General features: G+C 60.4%; 24 protein-coding genes. 20 read left to right on the forward strand and 4 right to left on the reverse strand.

The window, feature by feature from the left end:
• The first annotated feature begins 82 nt into the window (after positions 1–82).
• From ilvB to purF, 20 genes are all read left to right on the forward strand, one after another.
• Positions 83–1747, forward strand: a complete 1665-nt coding sequence (gene ilvB, locus OPU71_RS03195; RefSeq protein ID WP_267724908.1) for an acetolactate synthase large subunit — start codon at positions 83–85, stop codon at positions 1745–1747.
• Positions 1748–1750: 3 nt separating this feature from the next.
• The gene (gene ilvN / locus OPU71_RS03200) at positions 1751–2059 is read left to right on the forward strand and encodes an acetolactate synthase small subunit (RefSeq protein WP_267724910.1); all 309 of its coding nucleotides are present in this window, start codon (positions 1751–1753) and stop codon (positions 2057–2059) included.
• 62 nt (positions 2060–2121) lie between these two features.
• Complete coding sequence (aroC, locus tag OPU71_RS03205) at positions 2122–3255, forward strand: chorismate synthase (RefSeq protein WP_267724911.1); 1134 nt, start codon at positions 2122–2124, stop codon at positions 3253–3255.
• 92 nt (positions 3256–3347) lie between these two features.
• The gene (locus OPU71_RS03210) at positions 3348–4172 is read left to right on the forward strand and encodes a M48 family metallopeptidase (RefSeq protein WP_267724912.1); all 825 of its coding nucleotides are present in this window, start codon (positions 3348–3350) and stop codon (positions 4170–4172) included.
• 119 nt (positions 4173–4291) lie between these two features.
• Complete coding sequence (gene leuC / locus OPU71_RS03215; RefSeq protein WP_267724914.1) at positions 4292–5701, forward strand: 3-isopropylmalate dehydratase large subunit; 1410 nt, start codon at positions 4292–4294, stop codon at positions 5699–5701.
• A gap of 17 nt (positions 5702–5718) precedes the next feature.
• On the forward strand, positions 5719–5847 hold the full coding sequence (locus OPU71_RS03220; protein WP_267724916.1) for an entericidin A/B family lipoprotein: 129 nt from the start codon (positions 5719–5721) through the stop codon (positions 5845–5847).
• Complete coding sequence (gene leuD, locus OPU71_RS03225; protein ID WP_267724918.1) at positions 5847–6485, forward strand: 3-isopropylmalate dehydratase small subunit; 639 nt, start codon at positions 5847–5849, stop codon at positions 6483–6485. The genes OPU71_RS03220 and leuD overlap by 1 nt, the downstream gene beginning before the upstream one ends.
• Positions 6486–6493: 8 nt before the next feature.
• Positions 6494–7555, forward strand: coding sequence for a 3-isopropylmalate dehydrogenase (gene leuB / locus OPU71_RS03230; protein WP_267724920.1), 1062 nt, complete (start codon positions 6494–6496; stop codon positions 7553–7555).
• Between the two features lie 203 nt (positions 7556–7758).
• The gene (gene asd, locus OPU71_RS03235) at positions 7759–8862 is read left to right on the forward strand and encodes an aspartate-semialdehyde dehydrogenase (RefSeq protein WP_267724921.1); all 1104 of its coding nucleotides are present in this window, start codon (positions 7759–7761) and stop codon (positions 8860–8862) included.
• A 329-nt stretch (positions 8863–9191) separates the two neighbouring features.
• Positions 9192–11933, forward strand: a complete 2742-nt coding sequence (locus OPU71_RS03240) for a FimV/HubP family polar landmark protein (protein WP_267724923.1) — start codon at positions 9192–9194, stop codon at positions 11931–11933.
• A 20-nt stretch (positions 11934–11953) separates the two neighbouring features.
• Positions 11954–12580: a hypothetical protein gene (locus OPU71_RS03245; RefSeq protein ID WP_267724924.1), complete on the forward strand. Its 627-nt coding sequence runs from the start codon at positions 11954–11956 to the stop codon at positions 12578–12580.
• Positions 12577–13374, forward strand: a complete 798-nt coding sequence (truA, locus tag OPU71_RS03250; protein ID WP_267724925.1) for a tRNA pseudouridine(38-40) synthase TruA — start codon at positions 12577–12579, stop codon at positions 13372–13374. The genes OPU71_RS03245 and truA overlap by 4 nt, the downstream gene beginning before the upstream one ends.
• Positions 13371–13994, forward strand: coding sequence for a phosphoribosylanthranilate isomerase (locus OPU71_RS03255; RefSeq protein WP_267725355.1), 624 nt, complete (start codon positions 13371–13373; stop codon positions 13992–13994). The genes truA and OPU71_RS03255 overlap by 4 nt, the downstream gene beginning before the upstream one ends.
• The gene (gene trpB, locus OPU71_RS03260; protein WP_324256028.1) at positions 13987–15192 is read left to right on the forward strand and encodes a tryptophan synthase subunit beta; all 1206 of its coding nucleotides are present in this window, start codon (positions 13987–13989) and stop codon (positions 15190–15192) included. Before OPU71_RS03255 ends, trpB begins: the two co-directional genes overlap by 8 nt.
• Before the next feature lie 38 nt (positions 15193–15230).
• Entirely contained in the window at positions 15231–16049 is an 819-nt protein-coding gene (trpA, locus tag OPU71_RS03265; RefSeq protein WP_267724927.1) for a tryptophan synthase subunit alpha, read from the forward strand.
• Positions 16046–16909, forward strand: a complete 864-nt coding sequence (gene accD / locus OPU71_RS03270; protein WP_267724928.1) for an acetyl-CoA carboxylase, carboxyltransferase subunit beta — start codon at positions 16046–16048, stop codon at positions 16907–16909. The genes trpA and accD overlap by 4 nt, the downstream gene beginning before the upstream one ends.
• Positions 16910–16931: 22 nt before the next feature.
• Positions 16932–18197 (forward strand): bifunctional tetrahydrofolate synthase/dihydrofolate synthase, encoded by a 1266-nt coding sequence (folC, locus tag OPU71_RS03275; protein WP_267724929.1) that lies wholly within the window; start codon positions 16932–16934, stop codon positions 18195–18197.
• Between the two features lie 15 nt (positions 18198–18212).
• Positions 18213–18917 carry an SPOR domain-containing protein gene (locus OPU71_RS03280; RefSeq protein WP_267724930.1) on the forward strand — a complete coding sequence of 235 codons (705 nt, stop codon included), beginning with the start codon at positions 18213–18215 and terminating at the stop codon, positions 18915–18917.
• 3 nt (positions 18918–18920) lie between these two features.
• Positions 18921–19412, forward strand: coding sequence for a CvpA family protein (locus OPU71_RS03285; RefSeq protein ID WP_267724931.1), 492 nt, complete (start codon positions 18921–18923; stop codon positions 19410–19412).
• Positions 19413–19422: 10 nt separating this feature from the next.
• Positions 19423–20979 carry an amidophosphoribosyltransferase gene (purF, locus tag OPU71_RS03290; protein WP_267724932.1) on the forward strand — a complete coding sequence of 519 codons (1557 nt, stop codon included), beginning with the start codon at positions 19423–19425 and terminating at the stop codon, positions 20977–20979.
• Positions 20980–21052: 73 nt separating this feature from the next.
• Here the strand turns inward: purF and OPU71_RS03295 are convergent, their stop codons facing one another.
• The 4 genes from OPU71_RS03295 to OPU71_RS03310 are packed head-to-tail and all read right to left on the reverse strand — an operon-like array spanning position 21053 to position 23235.
• Complete coding sequence (locus tag OPU71_RS03295; RefSeq protein ID WP_267724933.1) at positions 21053–21430, reverse strand: response regulator; 378 nt, start codon at positions 21428–21430, stop codon at positions 21053–21055.
• Positions 21424–22143: a UDP-2,3-diacylglucosamine diphosphatase gene (locus OPU71_RS03300; RefSeq protein WP_267724934.1), complete on the reverse strand. Its 720-nt coding sequence runs from the start codon at positions 22141–22143 to the stop codon at positions 21424–21426. Before OPU71_RS03300 ends, OPU71_RS03295 begins: the two co-directional genes overlap by 7 nt.
• Positions 22144–22161: 18 nt before the next feature.
• Complete coding sequence (locus OPU71_RS03305; RefSeq protein ID WP_267724936.1) at positions 22162–22653, reverse strand: peptidylprolyl isomerase; 492 nt, start codon at positions 22651–22653, stop codon at positions 22162–22164.
• 33 nt (positions 22654–22686) lie between these two features.
• Positions 22687–23235, reverse strand: coding sequence for a peptidylprolyl isomerase (locus OPU71_RS03310; RefSeq protein ID WP_420712360.1), 549 nt, complete (start codon positions 23233–23235; stop codon positions 22687–22689).
• Between the last annotated feature and the right edge of the window lie 32 nt (positions 23236–23267).

Consider the following 23267-nt stretch of genomic DNA (forward strand, 5'->3'; position numbering starts at 1 on the left):
AGCTGGCGGGGTTTTTCTTTCTGGAGACGGAAAAAGCCCAACCAGCCAGGCGCCGGGTCACCTTACAAAGAGGAGTGACCCCATGGAAATGACCGGTGCTCAATTGCTGGTCCGTTTGCTCGAAGCCCAAGGCGTCGACACGATTGCCGGGATTCCCGGTGGCGCGGCGTTGCCGCTTTACGATGCGCTGGCGTCGGCCGGTACGATCCGGCATGTGCTTGCCCGTCACGAGCAGGGCGCCGGGTTTATCGCGCAAGGTATTGCTCGCGCGTCAGGCAAGGCAGCGGTGTGCATGTCGTCAAGCGGCCCCGGCGCGACCAATCTGGTCACCGCGATTGCTGACGCGAAGCTCGACTCGATTCCGCTTGTCTGCATCACCGGACAAGTGCCCCTGCCGATGATCGGCACCGATGCATTTCAGGAAGTCGACACCTACGGGCTGTCGATTCCTGTCACCAAGCACAACTACCTAGTTCGTGACGCCGAAGCGCTGCCGCAGGTCATTGATGATGCGTTCCGGATCGCGCAGTCGGGGCGTCCGGGTCCGGTTTGGGTTGATATTCCCAAGGACGTTCAGCTTCAGCGGATTCGCGTCGGCGCTCTGCCTGCTCCCTCGTCGCTCGACACGCCGCCCGAGGTTGATGGTGAGGCGCTGCTTCGTGCCGCGCAGATGATCAACAGCGCCGAGCGTCCGATCCTCTATCTTGGCGGCGGCGTAATTGCCTCGGGCGCCTCCCACTTGGCCGTGACCCTTGCCGAACAGGCGGGGCTGCCCACCACGATGACGCTGATGGCCTTGGGCGCAATGCCGATAGATCATCCGCTGTCAGTGGGCATGTTGGGTATGCACGGTGCGCGCTACACCAATTACGTTTTGCAGGAGTCGGATCTGCTGATCTGCGTTGGGGCGCGCTTTGATGATCGTGCGATCGGGAAGGCCTCGGAGTTTTGCCCCGATGCGAAGATCATCCACATCGACATCGATGCGTCGGAGATCCACAAGATCAGATTCGCGCATGTGGGTATCCAGGGGGATGTGGCGGCCGTGCTCGAAAGGCTCTTGCCACATGTGCAGGTGCAGTTGCGCAAGAAGTGGCTCTCGCGGGTGAGCGGTCTGCGGGCGGCCCACCCATTGCAGATGCCGGCGCTTGACGATCCGCGCAGTCACTACGGCTTGGTCAGTGCCGTAGCGGCTTGCCTTGATGACGACGCGATCATTACGACTGATGTTGGCCAGCACCAGATGTGGGTGGCGCAGGCATACCCCTTCCGTCGCCCGCGTCAATGGCTGACTTCTGGCGGGCTTGGCACCATGGGCTTCGGGCTGCCTGCAGCGATCGGCGCGGCGCTTGCCGAGCCAAAGCGCAAAGTCGTGTGCTTCTCGGGTGACGGCAGTCTGCAGATGAACATCCAGGAGATGGCGACGGCGGCCGACGAGGGGGTTGATGTGAAGATCATCCTCATGAACAACCAGTCGCTGGGCCTGGTTCATCAGCAGCAAGACATGTTCTACGGCAAGCGAATCTTCGCGGCCGACTACAAGCGCCAGACAGATTTTGTGCGAATCGCCGAAGGCTTCGGGCTCGCGGCGGTTGATCTGGACCGCAGTGCTCACCCGCGTGCCTTGCTGGCCGAGGCGATATCGTCGAAGGGGCCAACCCTGATCCATTGCTCGATCGACGTGAACCAGAAGGTTTTCCCGATGGTGCCGCCGGGTGCCGCGAACATTGAAATGATCGGAGGTTGAACCATGGGCGAATCAACGAGTGCTGACCTTCAGGCGCAGAAGAAGGCCGTTCTTGAGTTGGCGGTGCGTAATCACCCGGGCGTGATGACTCATGTCTGCGGCTTGTTTGCCCGTCGTGCCTTCAACGTAGAGGGCATCTTGTGCATGCCGGTCGGTGATGGAGGTGAAAGCCGGATCTGGCTGCTGGTGCATGATGACGAGCGACTCTCCCAGATGACCTTGCAGGCTGAAAAGCTCGAAGACGTATTGAGTGTGCGCCGCCATGGCGCCGACCACGCCGTGTTCGAAAGGCTCGAAGCCTTCTTCCAGTGAGCCGGAAAAGGGGAGGTGATAAACTCGCGCCTCCCCGCAAGCCCAATAAAGCAGACGAATCCATGTCCGGCAGCACAATCGGTACCCTCTTTACGGTGACTTCTTTCGGTGAATCTCACGGCCCAGCCATCGGTTGCATCGTGGACGGTTGCCCGCCCGGCATGGCGCTGACCGAAGCGGATATCCAGGTCGAACTTGACCGGCGCAAGCCCGGCACCTCGCGCCATGTCACGCAGCGCAAGGAGCCGGACAGCGTTGAAATCCTCTCTGGCGTGTTTGAGGGCAAGACCACCGGGCATCCGATCGGCTTGCTGATCCGCAATACGGACCAGCGCAGCCAGGATTACTCGAAGATCTCGCAGACCTTCCGCCCCGGGCATGCCGATTACACCTACTGGCACAAGTACGGCATCCGCGACTATCGCGGCGGTGGGCGGTCTTCCGCGCGCGAAACTGCGGTGCGTGTGGCGGCGGGGGCGATTGCCAGCAAATGGTTGCGCGAGCAGCATGGCATCGTCATTCGCGGTTTCATGAGCCAGCTTGGCGAGATCACGATTCCGTTCAAGGCCTGGAAGCACGTTTCCGAGAATGCCTTCTTTGCCCCGAACGACGAGGTCTTGCCGCGTCTTGAGGCCTACATGGATCAGATTCGCGCCGAACGCGATTCGATTGGCGCGCGCATCGATGTGATCGCAAGCGGCGTGCCGGTCGGCTGGGGTGAGCCGGTATACGACCGCCTGGATGCTGATATCGCCTATGCCATGATGAGCATCAACGCCGTGAAGGGCGTTGAGATCGGCGATGGGTTTGGGGTGGTGGCTCAGCGTGGCACCGTGCATGGCGACGAGCTTACGCCGGAAGGTTTCCTGTCGAACCATGCCGGCGGCGTGCTTGGCGGCGTTTCAACGGGCCAGGACCTGCGCGTCTCGATCGCAATCAAGCCGACGTCTTCGGTGCCCCAGAATCGCCGCTCGATCGACCTCGCGGGTGAGCCGACTGAAATGATGACCACCGGGCGCCACGATCCTTGCGTCGGCATCCGTGCGACGCCAATTGCCGAGGCAATGCTCGCGATCGTGCTGATGGATCACGCTCTGCGCCACCGTGCGCAGAACGCCGATGTCCATGTCTCAACGCCACGAATTGCCGGCCTGGCGCCGGGTGCCGCTCAGGATGTTCCCAGTCCCAGGGAATAGTCTGGCCGGCGGCGGGAAGGAACCGACTGGGCAGGCGAGCGGAGGCTCGGCCTGCCCGTTTTGACTCCAGCGTATTGGATCAGGGATACACAATGGGCATTTCATTCCGGCGCGCTGCGCCCATTCTTGCGGCGAGTGCCATTGCTGTCGCCTGCGCCACCGTCCAGACCACCGCGCCAGGCACGGTGGGTGTTGACCGCAAGCAGACCGTATCCCCCTTGGTCAATCGGGATTCACTCACCAAACAGGCCTCGCTGCAGTATCGGCAAGTTGTGACGACGGCAGAGAAGAAAAATGCCTTGAACGTCGACCGCCAGCAGACTGAGCGGGTACGCAAAATTTCATCGCGCTTGATCCCTACGGTCGCGGCCTTTCGGCCCGATGCGGTGGGCTGGAACTGGGAAGTCAACGTGCTGGCTTCCAAAGAGGTCAACGCCTGGTGCATGCCCGGCGGCAAGATTGCGGTGTACTCCGGATTGATCGATCAACTCAAAATCACCGACGATGAACTCGCGGCGGTGATCGGGCACGAAATCGCCCATGCTTTGCGCGAACACGCATGGGAACGCGCGTCCCAAGCCGCAAACGCCCAGCTCGGTCTGACGGTGATCGGCATTGCACTGGGTGCCAGCGGCGCGACGATGGATGTGGCCGGCATGGCCTACCAGGCCATGTTCGGGCTGCCCAATTCGCGCGAACAGGAAACCGAGGCAGATCGAATCGGGGTTGAACTGGCGGCGCGCGCAGGCTTCGATCCACGCGCCGCCATATCGCTGTGGGACAAGATGGGGCGCATCTCGGGCGGTGGCCAGCCGCAGTGGTTGTCCACCCATCCGTCGCAGGCCTCGCGTCAGAAGGATCTGGCGCTTTACTCCGCCAAAGTCATGCCGCTCTACGAACAGGCCAAGGCCCGCTGAGGTCCGGGCAAGGCAAGGCTGCGCAAGGATTTCCTGTTGCGCCGCCGCATTGCGCGCTGGTCAGCACGATCCTGCTGTGAAATAATTGAAGATTATGATTTTGTTGCGGTTTCTGGCGAATGGCACTGCACACGCTCTACGAAAAACTCTGGAACAGCCACGTTGTTCATGAAGAAGACGATGGCACCGCGCTGATCTATATCGATCGCCACCTGGTGCACGAAGTCACCAGCCCGCAGGCCTTCGAGGGGCTGCGTTTGGCTGGGCGCAAGCCATGGCGTACCGGTTCGATTGTCGCAACGGCCGATCACAATACGCCCACCGACGACTGGGCGAGCGGTATCAAGGATCCGATTTCGCGGCTTCAGGTCGAGACGCTTGACGCGAACATTCGTGAGGTGGGGGCCAAGGCATACTTCCCGTTCAAGGATCTGCGCCAGGGCATCGTCCATGTCATCGGGCCGGAAAACGGCGCGACTCTGCCGGGCATGACCGTAGTTTGCGGCGATTCGCACACCTCGACGCATGGCGCATTCGCGTGCCTTGCTCACGGTATCGGCACGTCTGAAGTCGAACATGTCATGGCGACGCAGTGCTTGTTGCAGAAGAAGTCGAAGACCTTGTTGATCAAGGTTGATGGCACGCTTGGCAAAGGCGTCTCTGCCAAGGACATCATTCTTCATGTCATCGGGCGAATCGGCACTGCTGGCGGTACTGGTTACGCGATGGAGTTTGGTGGATCTGCCATCCGGGCATTGTCGATGGAAGGGCGGATGACGCTTTGCAACATGGCTATCGAGGCCGGCGCGCGCGCGGGACTGGTTGGTGTGGATGAGGTCACCATCGAGTACCTTCGTGGGCGAGACTTCGCGCCGAAAGGTGATCTTTGGGACAAGGCGGTCGAGTATTGGCGCACGCTTGTGTCCGATCATGGTGCGCCGTTTGACCGTGTCGTCGAGATTGACGCTCGCGCGATCTTGCCGCAGGTCACTTGGGGTACGTCGCCCGAGATGGTGACGACGATCGATGGCACTGTCCCCGATCCAGAAAAGGAAACCGATCCGGTTCGGCGCGAGGGCTACGCCCGCGCGTTGGAGTACATGGGCTTGACGCCCAGAACGCCGATTTCGTCGATCAAGGTGGATAAGGTCTTCATCGGCTCCTGCACCAACTCCCGCATCGAAGACTTGCGCGAGGCGGCGTCAGTCGTGCGAGGCCGCCAGGTTGCCGACAACATCAAGTTGGCGCTTGTCGTACCGGGTTCAGGGCTGGTCAAGCGTCAGGCGGAGGCTGAGGGCTTGGACAAAATCTTCAAGGCCGCCGGATTCGATTGGCGTGAGCCTGGCTGCTCGATGTGTCTGGCGATGAATGCAGACCGCCTCGAGCCGGGCGAGCGCTGCGCTTCGACATCCAACCGCAATTTTGAAGGTCGCCAGGGGCCAGGCGGCCGTACGCATCTGGTGAGCCCCGCAATGGCAGCAGCAGCGGCGATTGCAGGCCGGTTTGTTGATGTACGAGAAATCCTCTGAGCATGATGGAGAAACCGATGAGTGTTTTCCGTGCCCTGATTGTCGTGGCGGCCGCTTTGGCCTTGTCCGCGTGCAATACCGTTCATGGTTTCGGTAAAGACCTTGAAAAGGTCGGTGATCAAATTCAGGAAAAGTCGAAAAAGTAATGGAAAAGTTCACCATTCTTCATGGCTTGGTGGCGCCAATGGATCGCGCGAACGTCGATACCGACGCCATCATCCCTAAGCAGTTTCTGAAATCGATCAAGCGCTCAGGGTTTGGACCCAACCTTTTCGATGAATGGCGCTACATGGATCAGGGGCAGCCTGGCATGGACAATACCAAGCGCGTGCTGAACCCGAATTTCGTGCTGAATCAGGCCCGCTTTCAGGGCGCCAAAGTGCTGCTGACCCGCGATAACTTCGGTTGCGGTTCGTCGCGTGAGCACGCGCCCTGGGCGATCGAGGACTACGGCTTCCGTGTTCTGATCGGCACCAGCTTTGCAGATATTTTCTTCAGCAACTGCTTCAAGAACGGCCTGCTGCCGATCAAGTTGCCGGCTGCAGAGGTTGATGCGCTGTTTGATCAAGTGACGGTGACGCCGGGATATTCGCTGCGCATTGATCTTGAGGCGCAAACCATTACCCGCCCCGACGGCAAGGTGATTCCGTTTGACGTTGATCCCTTCCGTAAGTACTGCTTGTTGAACGGATTTGACGATATCGGTTTGACGCTCCGCCACGCCGAGAAGATCCGCGAATTTGAGTCGCGCCGGCAAGCTGAGCAGCCTTGGCTCTTTACCTGAGAGATTCGATGAAAGTCTGTGTTCTTGCCGGTGATGGAATCGGCCCCGAGATTGTTGCTGAAGCAGTGCGCGTGCTCGAGGCGCTGCGCAGTGATGGCCTCAAGATCGAAATGGAGCCCGCTCTTCTTGGCGGTTGTGCTGTCGATGCCGCTGGCGTTCCGTATCCCGAGGCGACGCAGAAGCTGGCTCGCGAAGCGGGCGCGGTGCTGCTCGGGGCTGTCGGTGGTCCACAGTGGGATTGTCTGCCGCGTCCCCAGCGTCCAGAGCGCGGCTTGCTTGGCATTCGCAAGGATTTGCAGCTCTTTGCAAACCTGCGGCCCGCCATTCTCTACCCCGAGCTGGCGAACGCGTCGACGCTCAAGCCTGAGGTCGTTTCTGGTCTCGATATCCTGATCGTCCGTGAGCTCACGGGTGATATCTACTTCGGCGAGCCGCGTGGCATCGAAGTTCGTGAGGGGCAGCGTGTAGGCTGGAACACGATGATCTACTCCGAAGCCGAGATTCGTCGGATCGGCAAGGTTGCATTCGAAGCGGCACACAAGCGGAACAAGCGCGTGTGTTCGGTCGATAAGATGAACGTCCTTGAGACGACCCAGCTCTGGCGCGACGTCATGATCGAAGTGTCGGCCGACTTCCCGGATGTCGAGCTCTCCCACATGCTCGTCGATAACGCCGCGATGCAATTGGTCAAGGCGCCCAAGCAGTTCGATGTGATGGTGACCGGCAATATGTTCGGCGACATTCTTTCGGACGAGGCTTCAATGCTGACGGGGTCAATCGGCATGCTGCCTTCGGCCTCTCTTGATGCCCACAACAAGGGCTTGTACGAGCCGAGTCATGGCTCGGCCCCGGACATCGCCGGCAAGGGGGTCGCCAATCCGCTGGCGACGATCCTTTCGGCTGCAATGATGCTTCGCTACAGCTTTGCCGATGAGGTCTCTGCCGTGCGTATCGAAACTGCGGTGAAGCGAGTGCTCGCCCAGGGCTTGCGGACTGGCGATATCTGGGAAGCTGGCACGCGCCGAGTCGGTACGCGCGAAATGGGGGATGCGGTGCTTGCCGCCCTCTGAGATCACGATGAGCGTCTCGACAATGCGGACCCTGAGTCACGACTTGCCGCATTCGGCGGGCATTGTCACGACCCTGATCACCGCGATTAAGACCATCGGGATTAAAACCATCCCGATCTGATCCATTGTCTCCTCCGCGCAAACAGCTTCCTGCCCGCGGTTGAGGCAGGGAGGCGGGCAGGGAGCAGAACGAGGAAATTCAAATGCGTGTCGGTTTTGTCGGTTGGCGCGGCATGGTGGGCTCTGTGCTCATGCATCGCATGCGCGCGGAAAATGACTTTGAGCTCATCGATCCGGTCTTCTTCACCACATCGAATGTAGGTGGAAAGGGGCCGGATGTCGGTCGCGACCTTCCGCCCTTGAAGGATGCGTCAAACGTCGATGAGCTCAAGGCCATGGATGTCATCATCACCTGTCAGGGTGGCGACTACACCAGCGACATCTACCCGAAGCTGCGCGCCGCAGGCTGGGCGGGTTACTGGATTGATGCTGCGTCAACAATGCGTATGGACGATGACGCGGTGATCATTCTTGATCCGGTCAATCGCAATGTGATCGACGCGGCTTTGGCCAAGGGCATCAAGAACTACATCGGTGGCAATTGCACCAACTCCATCCTCCTGATGGGGGTGGGTGGCCTCTTCCGTGAGGGCTTGGTGGAGTGGGTCTCTTCGATGACCTATCAAGCGGCAAGCGGCGGCGGCGCAAATCATATGCGCGAGTTGCTCAAAGGCATGGGCGTTGTGCATGGCGCTGTGGCGGAAGAATTGGCAACGCCGTCGTCGGCGATTCTCGATATTGATCGTAAAGTCGCGGCCGCAATCCGTGAGGATGTTCCGACAGAGTTCTTCGGCGCGCCGCTCGCGGGCGGCTTGATCCCATGGATCGACAAGCAACTCGAGAACGGGCAGTCGAAGGAGGAGTGGAAGGGGCAGGCCGAGGTTAACAAGATTCTTGGTGCCGAGAGCACGATTCCGGTTGACGGCCTGTGCGTGCGCATTGGCGCAATGCGTTGCCATAGCCTTGCGCTGACTCTGAAGCTCAAGAAGGATCTGCCTCTGGCCCAGATTGAGTCGATCATCAAGTCGGGCAACCAGTGGGTCAAGTGGGTGCCGAATGACCGGGAAGTCTCGGTCAAAGAGCTCACGCCCGCTTCAATCACCGGCGGGCTCGAAGTCGGCGTTGGGCGAGTTCGCAAGCTGAACATGGGGCCGGAATACGTCTCGGCCTTCGTGATTGGCGACCAGTTGTTGTGGGGCGCGGCGGAGCCACTTCGTCGCATGTTGCGCATCCTGCTTGAACGCTAAGTCCTTGTCATGACGGGCGTTGCGAGCGCAACGCCCGTGTCTTGACCCTTGGTTATGGTCAAACTTGCCAACGGCATCAAATACTGAGAGTTAGGTTTAGCTTGCTAGCCTAAATCTATGATGTTATTTTGATAAAACCATAATAAACCGCCTATTCCGGCAAGCTCATGAAGACGACTCTCCGTGCCTCCATTATTGCGGCCGCAATCACAGCATTGCCGTTTTGTGCATCTGCTGCAGGCTTAGGCCGACTGAATGTACTAAGTGGCCTGGGCCAGCCTCTCCGCGCTGAGGTCGAGGTGACCGGCACTGCAGAGGAGTTGGACTCCTTGAGCGCACGGCTCGCGTCGCCAGAGGCATTCCGACGGGCCAATATTGAATACGCGCCGCAACTCACCGGTCTGCGACTGACGGTGGAAAAGCGCGGCAGTGGCGCGATCGTAAAAGTAACTAGCGACAGGGCTTTCAGCGAGCCGTTTGTTGATATGTTGCTCGAGCTGAACTGGACTGGCGGACGCCTTTTGCGCGAGTACACCTTCCTGCTTGATCCGGTTGATGAGGGAGGTAAGGCTGCCGTGCAGCAAGTGGCGCCGCCGGTGACGCGTCAACTTGAACCAAAGCCGACCTCATCCAAGCGTAAAGAGCGCGACGCTGCAGCGGCGCCGCAGGCTGAGCAAGCGGCCAAAGCGCCTGCTGTCCCCGCCAAGCCTAAAGAGCCGTTCTCTGGTACCGAATACACCGTCAAGGCTGGCGACTCGCTTACGGCAATTGCCGCGAGGACCAAGGCTGCCGATGTGAGTCTTGAACAGATGCTCGCCGCACTCTATTCGGCGAACCCGACGGCGTTTGCCGCGGGTGACATCAATCGCCTCCGCACTGGCGACGTGCTGAAAGTGCCTGAAGCGGCCGCAGCGAAGGAGGTAGCGCCTGCAGACGCGCGCAAGATTCTGTCTGCGCCTTCAGCGAATTTTGGTGCGTATCGCCAGAAAGCGGGTGCCGCTGTTGCCGAAGGTGCGGAGAAGGAAATCGCTACCAAGCAGTCTGCATCAGGCAAGGTCACGCCAAAGGTAGAAGACGCCGCAAAGGCGCAGGATTCCAAAGACAAGCTCAAGATCTCGAAGAGCCAGGTCGCCAAGGATACGGCTGCGGTTGATCCCAAAGTGGCTGGTCGCGTCCAGGCGCTTGAGGAAGATCTCGTTGCCCGCGAGCGTGCGCTGAAGGAGGCAAACGAGCGTGTTGCCGCGCTCGAAAAGAACGTGAAGGACCTCCAGAAGCTGGTGGATCTCAAGAATCAGAACCTTGCAGACCTCCAGAAGCAAGCTGTGGCTTCCAAGGGCGATGCGGCGAAGGCGCAGAAGGAAGTGGTTGCGCCGATTGAGCCAGCAAAACCCGCCCCGGTTGCAGAGGCGTCTGCGCCTGTTGCGCAATCGGAGGTCGCACCGGTTGCTGAGACTGCCGCCGCGAGTGAGGCACCTGTCGTCAAGGAATTGCCGGCGGAGCCTGCTCCTGTTGTAGAGGCCTCCCCGGTCAAACCCGCAACCCCCGTGGCAGCCCCGCCTGCCGAACCGGTTGTTGAAGAGCCTGGTTTCTTTGCCTCAATGGCCGAGAATCCGGCGATTCTTGGTGGTTTGGCTGCAGTGCTGGGCTTGGGGGGCTTTCTCGCCTATCGTTCGCGTCGCCAAAAGAAGAGCAGTAGCCCTGATACCACTGCGCTCAATGCTACGCAGACCGGTACCGAGTCTGTGATAGGCCCGGTGGGGGGGCAGACGGTCGACACCGGAAGCAGTGTGCTTCCGACCGATTTCAGTCAGTCGGGGCTCACTTCGATTGACGCGGATGAGGGTGTGGATCCTGTTGCGGAGGCCGATGTTTACATGGCCTACGGGCGTGACGCGCAGGCGGAAGAGATCCTCCTTGACGCCCTCAAATCCGATCCAAGCCGCACTGCGATCCACGTGAAGCTCCTCGAGATTTACTCGCAGCGCAAGAGTCACAAGCAGTTTGAGAACATCGCAACTGATCTGTACACGCAGACCGGTGGCGTAGGCGCGGACTGGATGCGTGCAGCGGATCTGGGCAGCAAGCTTGATCCGGACAATCCGCTGTACCGTACGACCGGGAAAGCACCCGTCGCTGCCGCTGCAGCGCCGGTGATGCTGGATGAGCTTTCATTCGTCGAAGCCAGCAATCCAACGCCCTCGGTCCCAACTGAACCGATACAAGACTTCGCCGCGGTCGAAACGGAAATCGAGCCCCCGGAAGCCTTCGAGTTCACGTCCGAACCGCTTGCTCAGGCGCCGGCCTCAACGCCAGCATTCGCAACTGCATCGCCATCGCAAATGCAAACAACCTGGACGATGCCGGGTGAAATTGGGCAGATTACCCGCACATTGGACGGCGAAGCGTCTTCTGTCGGAGCGGCGACGCAGGGCGACGCTGCAAGCTCAGACGATCTGGGTCTTGACTTCAACCTTGATCTTGACATGGAGCCTGGTGGCGCCGCGCCTGACCCAGTGGTTGTTCCCGGTGCGGTGCCGGAATTGGCACCGGACGAGCTCAGCAAGGCAGAGGTGAAGCTCACTTCAACGAACATTGGCTCCGCTACTGAGGCGCCGATCACTCTCGATCTTGATGGTTTCAATGAAGCCCCTGCGTTGAATGATGACGTTGCTGTGGCTTCGGCTGTTGATGCGCAGCACGAAGCGCTGGTCGATCTCGAGAAAACCAACTTCGAGGGTGGTCTTCTGGACTTCGATTTCGATGTTGACCGCTCGCCGCAAACGGAATCGCTCGCTGCGAAGCCGGCGCCGATGGATCTCTCTGGGATTGATCTGGAGTTGCCGAAGGGCGATGTGCCGCAATCGCAGGTTGACACACATCCTGAGCCGCTGGCGATGGACGATGACTTCGAAATGGGTGATGAGGTGAATACCAAGCTTGAGCTTGCTCGCGCCTACGAAGAAATGCGTGACTTTGAGGGGGCTCGCGAGCTACTTGAAGAGGTCTTGAAGGAGGGGAGTGGTGCTCAGCGCGACGAGGCCGAAGCGATGATGGCCCGCATTTCGACCTGAGCTCAGGACGCCCGCCCGGATTGCCTGCTGCCGTAAGCGCCAAGACCGCAGTTGTTGTCTGTGCGGTCGGGATCTTTGCGCTTCAGCGGATGAGCGGTGCAGGCCTCGGTGCAGCGAGCTTGCTGCTGGTGGCCGTGGCTTTGTGTTTTGTCAGAGAACGGCTGTGGCCCTTGATGCGCCGCAGCCGTTTTTTGTTTCTCGCCGTGGCAGTGCTGTACGCGTTCTCGACTCCGGGAACGCTCCTTTGGGCTAGCCAATACCGGTGGGGCCCAACGATTGAGGGTTTGTCGCTTGCGCTGCTCCACTGCTCAAGACTGGCGGGGTTGATTGCCTGCGTTGCCTTGTTGTTGGGGCTGTACTCTCGGCAGAGCTTGCTCGGCGGACTGTATGCGTGTGTTCGACCCTTAACGTGCCTGGGTGTGCGGGTCGAACGCCTGGTGCTCAGGGCCTTGCTTTCATTCGAGTTCGTTTCCGAGGAAAAGCCTGCTCGCGGGCTCATAACCCGGGTGCTCGCGTCGGAAGCGCCTTCCACCGGAGGCATCGCTGTGCCTCTGCATGTTGAGCTGACGCCGTGGTCGCGGATCGAGATCGGATATCTGGTGGGCGCGCTAATTCTGGTGGAGTGTGCGGTGCGGTGGAGTCAATGAGGTTTGCGCTTGGGCTGGAGTACGACGGGTCTGCGTTTTGTGGTTGGCAGTCCCAGGCGAACGGCCAGGCAGTCCAGGATGCACTTGAACGCGCCTTGGCCGTGATTGCCGATGCGAACATTCGCGTTCAATGCGCCGGACGGACTGATGCCGGGGTTCACGCGGCCGTTCAGGTGGTGCATTTCGATACCGATGCCAAGCGTCCGCTTACTGCATGGGTGCGCGGCGTCAATGCTCATCTTCCCGATTCGGTTGCAGTGAGGTGGTCGTGCGAGGTTTCGCCAGACTTTCATGCGCGCTTCTCGGCGACCGCTCGCCATTACCGCTACGTTTTGCTGGATCGTGATGTTCGACCAGCCATTGGCGCTGGGCGCATTGGATGGACGCATTGGTCGCTTGATCTGGATGCGATGTGCGATGCCGCCACGCGTTTGCTGGGGCGGCATGATTTCAGCTGCTTTCGGGCAGCCGAGTGCCAAGCTGCAACGCCCGTGCGTGATCTGTTCCGTGCGGCCGTATCCCGGCGTGGGCAGTTTGTCGTGTTTGAGTTTTCGGCCAATGCATTTTTGCATCACATGGTGCGCAACATGGTCGGAGCGCTTGTTCAGATAGGTCGCGGTGGCAATGACCCAAGCTGGATTACCGAACTGTTGGAGGCTCGCGACCGTGCACGGGCGGCGCCGACCTTTTCGCCCGACGGGCTCTATCTCGCGGGTGTCGATTACCCGCCCGGCTTGGGCTTGCCGTCCGAAGGCTTGATTCGGGCTGAGGAATTTGGAGGGGAGTGGGCGTGAAGCGCACCAGGGTCAAGATCTGTGGCCTGACTCGGCCGCAAGACGTTCAAGCTGCAGTTGCGGAAGGGGCCGATGCGCTGGGCTTCGTCTTCTATCCAAAGAGCCCGCGCTTTGTGGACGCGGGGCGAGCAGCGGACCTCGCGCTGCATGTCCCGCCATTTGTGACGATCGTTGGGCTCTTCGTGAATCCGGAGCCAGCGGATGTCGAGTCCGTTCTGGCAGCGGTGCCGGTGCAGTTGCTGCAGTTCCATGGTGACGAGGACCCCACGTTCTGTGAGCAGTTCGGACGCCCGTACATCAAGGCGGTGCGGATGAGGGCAGGGGTCGATCTGCTACACTACGCCGCCTCGTTTGCATCGGCCCAAGCCTTGCTGGTTGATGCATTTGCGGAAGGTTATGGCGGAAGCGGTGAAACCTTTGACTGGGCGTTGATTCCGCCGGGTCTGAGCAAGCCCTTGATCCTGTCGGGAGGCTTGTCGGCAGACAACGTGAGTGAGGCAATTCGTCGAATTCATCCCGTCGCTGTTGATGTGAGCAGCGGCGTTGAGTCCGGCAAGGGCATCAAAGATGCCCGCCGGATCGCAGATTTCATTGCTGGAGTGCGCAGTGCAGATGGCTGACATCCCCTACAACTTCCCCGATGCCAAAGGCCACTTCGGTCAGTACGGCGGGATCTTTGTTTCCGAAACGCTGATTCCTGCGCTCGCTGAGTTGAACGAGGCGTACAAGTTTGCGCAGACTGATCCATCGTTTCTTGCCGAGTTCGATCATGAGCTCAAGCATTACGTTGGCCGCCCGAGCCCGATCTACCACGCCCGCCATCTCTCCAATCACTTGGGGGGCGCGCAGATTCTGCTCAAGCGTGAGGATCTGAATCACACGGGTGCGCATAAGGTCAATAACTGTATCGGCCAAGCCTTGCTTGCTCGTCGCATGGGCAAGCCGCGCGTCATTGCCGAGACTGGCGCAGGGCAGCACGGTGTGGCGACGGCAACCGTGGCCGCTCGGTACGGGATGAAATGCGTTGTCTACATGGGCTCGGAAGATGTGAAGCGGCAAGCCGCCAACGTCTACCGGATGAAATTGCTCGGGGCAACGGTGATTCCAGTTGAGTCCGGTTCAAAGACCCTCAAAGACGCGTTGAACGAAGCGATGCGCGATTGGGTCACGAACGTTGCCGACACCTTCTACATTATCGGGACCGTCGCGGGGCCGCACCCGTATCCGATGATGGTGCGGGACTTCCAGTCGATAATCGGGCGCGAGTCCATCGGCCAGATGATGGAAAGCTTTGGTCGTCAGCCCGACTGCGTGATTGCTTGTGTTGGCGGCGGCTCTAACGCGATGGGGATCTTCCATCCCTACATTCCGTATGAGTCGGTCAAGCTGATCGGCGTTGAAGCCGCAGGCGACGGTATCGAGACCGGGCGCCATGCTGCCTCCTTGTCGGCGGGCACGCCGGGCGTATTGCATGGCAATCGCACCTATCTTCTGCAAGACCCGAATGGCCAGATCATCGAGACGCATTCAGTCTCGGCCGGCCTGGACTATCCTGGGGTGGGACCCGAGCATGCATGGCTCAAAGACATCAAACGGGCCGAATATGTGGGTGTGACGGATGATGAGGCGCTTGCCGCATTCCACACCTTGTGCCGCATGGAAGGCATTATTCCCGCGCTTGAGTCTTCGCATGCGATCGCTCATGCGATCAAGCTTGCCCCAACGATGCAGAAAGACCAGCTCTTGCTGGTGAATCTCTCGGGCCGAGGCGACAAGGACATGCACACCGTCGCCGAAAAGAGCGGCATCCAGCTCTGATGAGCTTACCTTGGCCACGTAACTTGCAAGAATCCAGAATGTCTCGAATCCAGAAAGTATTTGCGCGCCTTGGCGATGAGCAGCGCACCGCGCTGATTCCTTACATTGCCGCAGGCGATCCTTCGCCTGATCAGACGTTACCCCTGATGCACGCTTTGGTTGCGGGTGGCGCGGACGTGCTGGAAATCGGAGTGCCGTTCTCCGACCCGATGGCAGACGGCCCGACGATCCAGCGCGCGGCTGAGCGCGCGCTCAAGCACGGCGTTTCGTTGCGAAACGTGCTTGAGATGGTGAGCGAATTCCGCAAAGAGAATTCGAGTACGCCGATCGTGCTGATGGGCTACGCGAATCCGATTGAGGCAATGGGCGTGGCGCGCTTCATTTCGGCTGCGGTTGAAGCGGGCGTGGATGGCGTGCTTGTGGTTGACTACCCGCCTGAAGAGGCCAGTGAATTCGCCAACGCGCTCAAGGATGCAGGGCTCGATCCGATCTTCCTGCTCGCTCCCACCTCTACTGACGAGCGCATGGATAGCGTTGCGCAGATTGGCCGTGGCTATGCCTACTATGTGTCTCTGAAGGGCGTGACGGGTGCCGGGCACCTTGATATCGGTGATGTTGTGTCACGCCTGCCGAATCTCAAGCAAAGGCTTGGCATGCCAGTTGGTGTCGGCTTCGGGATTCGTGATGCGGCGTCGGCGCGTGCCATCGGTGCAGCCGCTGACGCGGTTGTGATCGGCAGCCGCATCATCGAGGAAATCGAAAGCTCGCCCGCCGGCGAAGCGCCAGCCCGGGTGCAGGCCTTCATTTCAACGATCCGCTTGGCGCTGGATGAACCCGTGGTGGAGTCTGCGCGATGAGCTGGCTGAACAAACTGCTTCCTCCGAAGATCAAGCGCGACGCGCCGACCAAGAAGTCGATTCCGGAAGGGCTGTGGAGCAAATGCGAGGTTTGCGAGGCGGTGCTTTACCGCTCCGATCTCGAAGGAAACCAGCATGTTTGCCCAAAGTGCGGCCACCACAAGCGTCTTCGCGCGCGCGCGCGTCTCGATCTGTTGCTCGACCCGGATGCGCGCTTTGAAATCGGGGCTGAAGTTGTTCCGGTCGACCCCCTGAAGTTCAAGGACAGCAAGCGCTACGCCGACCGCTTGGCGGCCGCGAATGATGAAACCGGCGAGGGCGATGCGCTGATCGTCATGCAAGGCTCGATAAAGAGCGTTGCCTGCGTCGCAGCGGTCTTCGAGTTCGACTTCATGGGCGGCTCAATGGGCTCGGTGGTGGGCGAGCGATTTGTCCGTGGCGTCAATGCGGCGGTAGAACAGGGATTGCCGTTCATCTGCTTCACGGCCTCTGGCGGTGCGCGCATGCAGGAGGGTTTGTTCTCGCTCATGCAGATGGCCAAGACGACGGCTGCGCTGACGCGTCTGTCAGAGCGGCAACTGCCGTTCATCACCATCCTCACCGATCCGACCATGGGCGGCGTGTCGGCAAGTTTTGCCTTTGTTGGCGACGTGGTGATTGGTGAGCCGGGTGCGCTGATCGGATTTGCCGGGCCGCGGGTGATCGAACAGACCGTGCGAGAGAAGCTGCCTGAAGGATTCCAGCGCTCGGAATTCCTGCTTGAGAAAGGCGCGCTGGATATGATCGTGGATCGGCGCGAGATGCGCGACCAGCTGGCGTCCTTGATTGCGCTGCTGATGCGCCAGAGCGCACCGAACTGATTACTTTCCGGCTCGTGTGTTGATGTCCCAGAAGTCCTTGCCGGACTGGCTAGACTATGTCGAACGCCAGCACTTTCGCACGATCGAACTCGGGCTTGATCGCGTTCGCGCGGTCTGCAGCGCGCTGCAGGTCAAGCAGCTTGTTCCCGTCATCCTGGTCGCCGGTACTAACGGTAAGGGCTCGACCTGCGCGATGGTCGAGGCCATGCTTCGCGCAGCGGGCTACCGCGTCGGTCTGTACACCTCGCCCCACCTCGTTCGCTACACGGAGCGAATCCGGATCGACGGCGCCGAGGTCACGGAAGCGGCGCTGTGCGAGGCGTTCGAGCAAGTCGAGCGGGCGCGCGGCGAGGTGCCGCTGACCTATTTTGAGTTCGGTACCCTGGCGGCATGGCAGGTGTTCGACGGCGCGGCGCTCGACGTGCTGATTCTTGAAGTGGGCATGGGTGGGCGGCTGGATGCGGTTAACGTGTTCGAGCCGGATTGCGCCATTGTGACTGGCGTTGCCCTTGATCACATGGACTTTCTTGGTACAACACGAGAGCAGATCGGCTTTGAAAAAGCCGGCATCTTTCGTGCCGGCACACCGGCCATCTGTTCTGATCCGAACCCGCCCGAATCCCTGGTCGCGCATGCCAAGGCGATTGGGGCGGATTTGCGTCTGATCGGGCGCGATTTCTCCTTCGCCGGTGATCGCCAGCAGTGGAGTTTCAAGGGCGTCCAATCACGCAGAAACTCGCTCGCCTACCCGGCATTGCGTGGCGCAAACCAGTTGCTCAACGCATCGGCTGCGCTTGCGGCGCTCGAAGCGCTGTCTGAGCGTTTGCCTGTGTCGATGCAGGCGGTGCGCGAAGGGTTGATGCATGTTGAGCTGACCGGTCGATTCCAGGTCTTGCCGGGGCGCCCTGGCGTGATCTTGGATGTCGCGCACAACCCGCAATCCGTCGGGGTGCTTGCGGAAAATCTTGCGAGCCTTGCTTATGCCCCAGAAACCTATGCGGTGCTGGGTATGCTGGGCGACAAGGACATCCGCGGCGCCATCACATTGATCGCGCCGCGCATCGATCATTGGTTGCTCTGTACGTTGCCGGGCCCGCGCGGGCTTTCGGCAGACGCCCTGGCAGCGCATCTGCGCGCGATTGGCGTGTCGGGCGACATTGAGCTGACGGACTCCCCTTCGGCCGGGTTGAAACGCGCGAAAGAGCGAGCGACTGCCGATGATAGAATCGTAGTCTTCGGATCCTTCCTCACCCTTGCTGACGTCTTGCCGACGTTGGATCGCCACTGAGAATCCCGGTCCGCCATGGCCGATAACGATACCCAGACTGAACTGAAGAAGCGCGCGAGACGGCGCCTGGTGGGTGCCGCTGCGCTTGCGCTCCTGGCCGCCATTGTTCTGCCGCTCGTCATGGAGCATGAACCCAAGCAGGCGGGGCAGGACATCCAGATCCGGATTCCCAGTCAGGAAGGGGCGAATTTTGCATCGCGGGTGATTCAGGGGGGCGGTCCCGCTCCAGCGAAGCCAAGCTTGCCGCCTGAAGACGATGCTGCGGTAAGCGCAGTCAAGCCGTCGAATGCAGTGCCAATGCCGCCGTCGCCGGTCGAGGCGCCGCCCGCTGCCACTGAATTGAGCAACGTTGCGCCGCCCAAGGCGACGGAAAAACCGGTTGAAAAGCCCAGCGTCGCGCAGGATGCTCCAGCCAAGAAACCAGAGGCGATTGTCAAGCGTGACGAGGCTCAGCGTGCGGCCGCGATTCTGAGCGGCGAGAAGGCGCTTGCTGCCGATGCAAGCGGCTATGTCGTGCAATTGGGTGTGTTCAAGGATGCGAACAACGCAGCCAGCGTCAAGGGCAAGGCCAAGGCGCAGGGGGTCAGTGCGTATGCAGAGAACCTCGGCGACAAGACACGCGTTCGCGCCGGGCCTTTTGCCACGCGTGAAGCGGCTGATGCCGCCGCGGCGAAGCTTCGCAAGGCCGGATTGACCGCGGTCGTCACGCCCCGGACCTGATTGATGACCGCGTTTGACTACGTGGTGTTGGCGATTCTCGCCATCTCCCTCGGGGTCGGGGCGTGGCGAGGCTTGGTCAGTGAGGTGCTCGCGCTGATCGCGTGGGTTGTGGCATTCCTGGTGGCAAAGCATTTTTCGCCGCTGGTCGTTCCACTATTCAGTGGCGTGACCGCTGAGCCGTTATTGCAGCAGGTGGCGGCTTTTGCGTCGCTGTTCATTGTCAGCTTGCTCGTGCTGGGTTTGCTTCGCTTGCTGCTGCGTGAACTGCTGCATGCGGCGGGTTTGGGTTTGGCCGATCGGGTGCTCGGTGCCTTCTTCGGGTTGGCGCGCGGAGCCCTGATCGTTTTCGTGCTGGTGTTGTTGGGGGGGATGACCAATCTTCCCAAGCAGCCCTGGTGGCAGAACGCGACGATGGCGCCGCCGTGCGAGACGGCTGTGCTGGCGGTGGCTCCATGGATGCCGGAGCCACTTGCGAAACGGATTCAATTTCGATAGGTGATCGACGATGTGCGGGATTCTGGGTGTAGTAGCGACTACGCCGGTCAACCAGTTGTTGTATGACGGCTTGCAGGTGCTTCAGCACCGGGGGCAGGATGCTGCGGGCATTGCGACCGCGCAGTCCGGCAGATTCCACATGCACAAGGGGTCCGGGCTGGTTCGCGACGTCTTCAGGACGCGCAACATGCGCAACCTGACGGGTAACTGGGGTATCGGGCATTGTCGCTATCCCACCGCGGGATCGGCATATAACCCGGCCGAAGCGCAACCCTTCTACGTGAACTCGCCGTTTGGCTTGATGCTTGCGCATAACGGGAATCTGACCAATTCCGACGAGCTCAAGCGCGAGATGTTCCTCGCCGATCTTCGCCACATCAACACCAACTCGGATTCCGAGGTGCTGCTGAATGTGCTGGCGCATGAGTTGCAGGAGCACGCCAAAGGGCCCCGGCTTGAGTCTGAGCAGATTTTCAAGGCCGTGGCCGGCGTGATGCGCCGTGTGAAGGGCGCCTATGCGGCGGTTGTCATGATCGCGGGCTACGGTTTGTTGGCCTTTCGCGATCCGCACGGGATTCGTCCGCTGGTGATCGGCAGCAACGAGGCACTGGGTGGCACCGAGTACCTGGTGGCTTCAGAGAGCGTGGCAGTCGATGTGCTGGGCTTCAAGCTCATGCGTGACATTGCGCCGGGCGAAGCAGTGCTGATCAACACGCAAGGCGTGCTTGAGAGCCAGCAGTGCGCGACGGGTTTGCCGCATGCTCCGTGTATTTTCGAGTTCGTTTATCTGGCGCGACCGGATTCCTTGATTGACGGTATCTCGGTCTACGACAGCCGCGTCAAGATGGGCGAGTTTCTCGCGGAACGGACGCTGCAGAAGTACCCAGACCTGAAGATTGACGTGGTGATTCCGATTCCGGATTCGAGCCGGCCGGCGGCGATGGAGCTGGCGAACCGGCTAGGGGTCCCGTACCGTGAGGGCTTTGTCAAGAATCGCTACATCGGCCGGACCTTCATCATGCCGGGGCAGGCGATTCGCCGGAAATCGGTACGCCAGAAGCTCAATGCGATTCACCAGGAGTTTGCTGGCAAGAACGTGCTGCTGGTTGATGACTCGATCGTTCGCGGCACCACCAGCCGGGAAATCATCAACATGGCGCGTGAGGCGGGTGCGGCCAAGGTGTACATGGCTTCCGCGGCGCCGCCGGTGCGGTTTGCCAACGTCTACGGCATCGACATGCCGAGCCGAACCGAATTGATTGGCGCATTCCGCGACGAAGAGGAAATCTCCCGCGAGATTGGCGCGGATGGCTTGATCTATCAAGACATCGAAGACCTCAAGCGCGCAGTGCGTGAGTTGAACCCGGCAATTCAGGTTTTCGAGACTTCTTGCTTTGATGGCATCTACATCACCGGCGACATTACGGCGAAGTATCTCAACGACATCGAGGACGCCCGCAATGTGGTTGCGCCCGCACAAAGCGACAAGGATGACGACGATGATGGCGAGGGCGAGGATGGCGGCGGCCAGATGGATCTGAATCTGGTATCGCGTCAGAGTCGCTAAGCGTCATGTGCCCGGACTGAGTCCAGGCGGGCAAAAGCAAAACGCCGTGGATCGAATGCTCCACGGCGTTTTTTTACGCCTTCGGGTCGTCGTCCGGCGGCAGCGCGTCGAGCAGACGTTTTCGCGTGATGGGCTTAGGGAGTACCGCATCGAAGCGCGTGCGTGCAGTGATGCGGGCGACTTGTTCGTCGGACTCGGCGGTGTAGGCGACGATCCATGCCGCACGGGTGGCGGGTTCGCTACGCAGGCGACGGCAGACCTCGTCGCCCCGCATGTCCGGCAGTAGCAGGTCGAGCAGGATGCAGTCGTAGGTATCGAGCTTTGCGAGATCGAGCGCGCTCTGACCGTCAGCCACTTCGGTGGTCTCCCAGCCCAACTGGCCGAGGATCATCGCAGGCAAGCGACGGTTGGGCGGGCTGTCGTCAACGATAAGGGCTTTAAGCTTCAGCAACTGCGAAACACCAGTCCCGACTCTGCGGTCCATTCCAGCCACTCGGCTCGGTCTTTCCAGTCGTGCAGCACCCAGCGTTTGCACGCCTGGCCGTCAACCATGAGTTCATGACATGCAGGTCGGTGCGTGTGGCCATGGATCAGATCGGGGTAGGCTGCTTGCCGCAGCGCCGCGGACACCGCTTCGCCGTTGACATCCATGATCTCGGCGCTTTTCTCTTGCTTGGCGTCTTCGCTCTGGCTGCGAACTTCAGCGGCGATCTGCAGACGTTCGGCCAGCGTTTTCGCGAGGATGCCGCGGCGCCACTCGGGATTCCTGACCATCGCACGGAAGCTTTGATAGGCGATGTCATCGGTGCACAGACTGTCACCGTGCATCAGGATGTAGTCGCGCTCGCCCAACTTCAGCGGATGCGGGTCGGGGATGAGCGTCAACCGGGCCGCTTCGGCGAAGCCGCTATCAATCAGGAAGTCACGGTTGCCGTGCATGAGAAACACTTCGCAACCGGCCGAAGCCAGGCTCGCAATGGCGTTTGCGACGCCTTGGGCTGCCGGGTCAACCAATGCGTCGTCACCCGGCCATGCGTCGAACAGGTCGCCCAAAATGTAGAGCGCCTGTGCGGTACGCGCCGGTCCGGCAATGTAACGGCCAAACGCGGCAGCGGTTTCGGGGTGACGGGCACTCAGGTGCAGGTCGGAGATGAAGTGAATCATGGGGCAACCGTGCGGCCGTCAGATGACTTCGGCGCGGACGATGACGACGTCTTCGGCCGGTACGTCCTGGAAAAATCCGCGGCGACCGGTCTTGACTGCACGGATCTTGTCGACGACATCCATGCCTTCCACGACCTTGCCAAAAACACAGTAGCCCCAGCCGTTCAGGTCGGGCGAGCGGTAGTTCAGGAACTCGTTGTCTGCGACGTTGATGAAGAACTGGGCCGATGCCGAATGGGGTGCCTGGGTACGTGCCATTGCCACGGTGCCGCGGGCATTCTTGAGGCCATTGTTGGCTTCGTTCTCAATCGTTTCGCGCGTGGGCTTCTGCTCCATGTCGGCCGTCATGCCGCCGCCCTGGATCATGAAACCGTCGATCACACGATGAAAAATCGTGCCGTCATAGTGACCCGACTGGACGTAGTCGATGAAGTTCTTGACCGTCTTCGGGGCTTTTTCGGCATCGAGTTCAAGCGTGATTTCGCCGAGGGAGGTGTGCAGTTTGATCATGTGGATTCCTGGTTGCCGCGCGGTGGCGGGCGGTTACTTTGCTGCCGTCGGTACTACGCGACGGGCGCTCAGAAGGGTGATCGGCTTGACTGGAACGTCACGGTGCCCTGCGACGGTTCCGGTCTTGGCGGCCTCGATCTTGCGGATGGTTGCCATGCCATCGACCACCTTGCCAAAGACCGCGTAGCCCCACCCATCAAAAGACGGGTAGTCAAGCGAGTCGTTGTGGCGAAGGTTGATGAAGAACTGCGAGCTTGCGGAGTTCGGATCCTGGGTGCGCGCCATCGAAAGTGTGGCGGTCTCATTCTTGAGTCCGTTCTTGGCCTCGTTTTCGATTGGGGCCCGGGTCGGCTTCTGCTGCATGTCGGCGGTCATGCCGCCACCTTGCACCACGAAGCCAGGAATCACACGGTGAAAGACCGTGTTGTCGTAGAAGCCGGCGTCGACGTATTGCAGGAAGTTCGCGACGGACTTTGGCGCCTTGGCCGGGTAGAGCTCGATCACGAATGCGCCGGCGTCGGTTTCGACCTTGACCTTGGGATTGGCGTCTTGCGCTAGCGCCGACTGACACAACCCCACCATCGCGAGGATCGAAAATAGCAGATGGATGCATT

The organism is Niveibacterium sp. 24ML (assembly GCF_026586805.1).
In the GTDB taxonomy this organism is placed as follows: Bacteria; Pseudomonadota; Gammaproteobacteria; order Burkholderiales; family Rhodocyclaceae; genus Niveibacterium.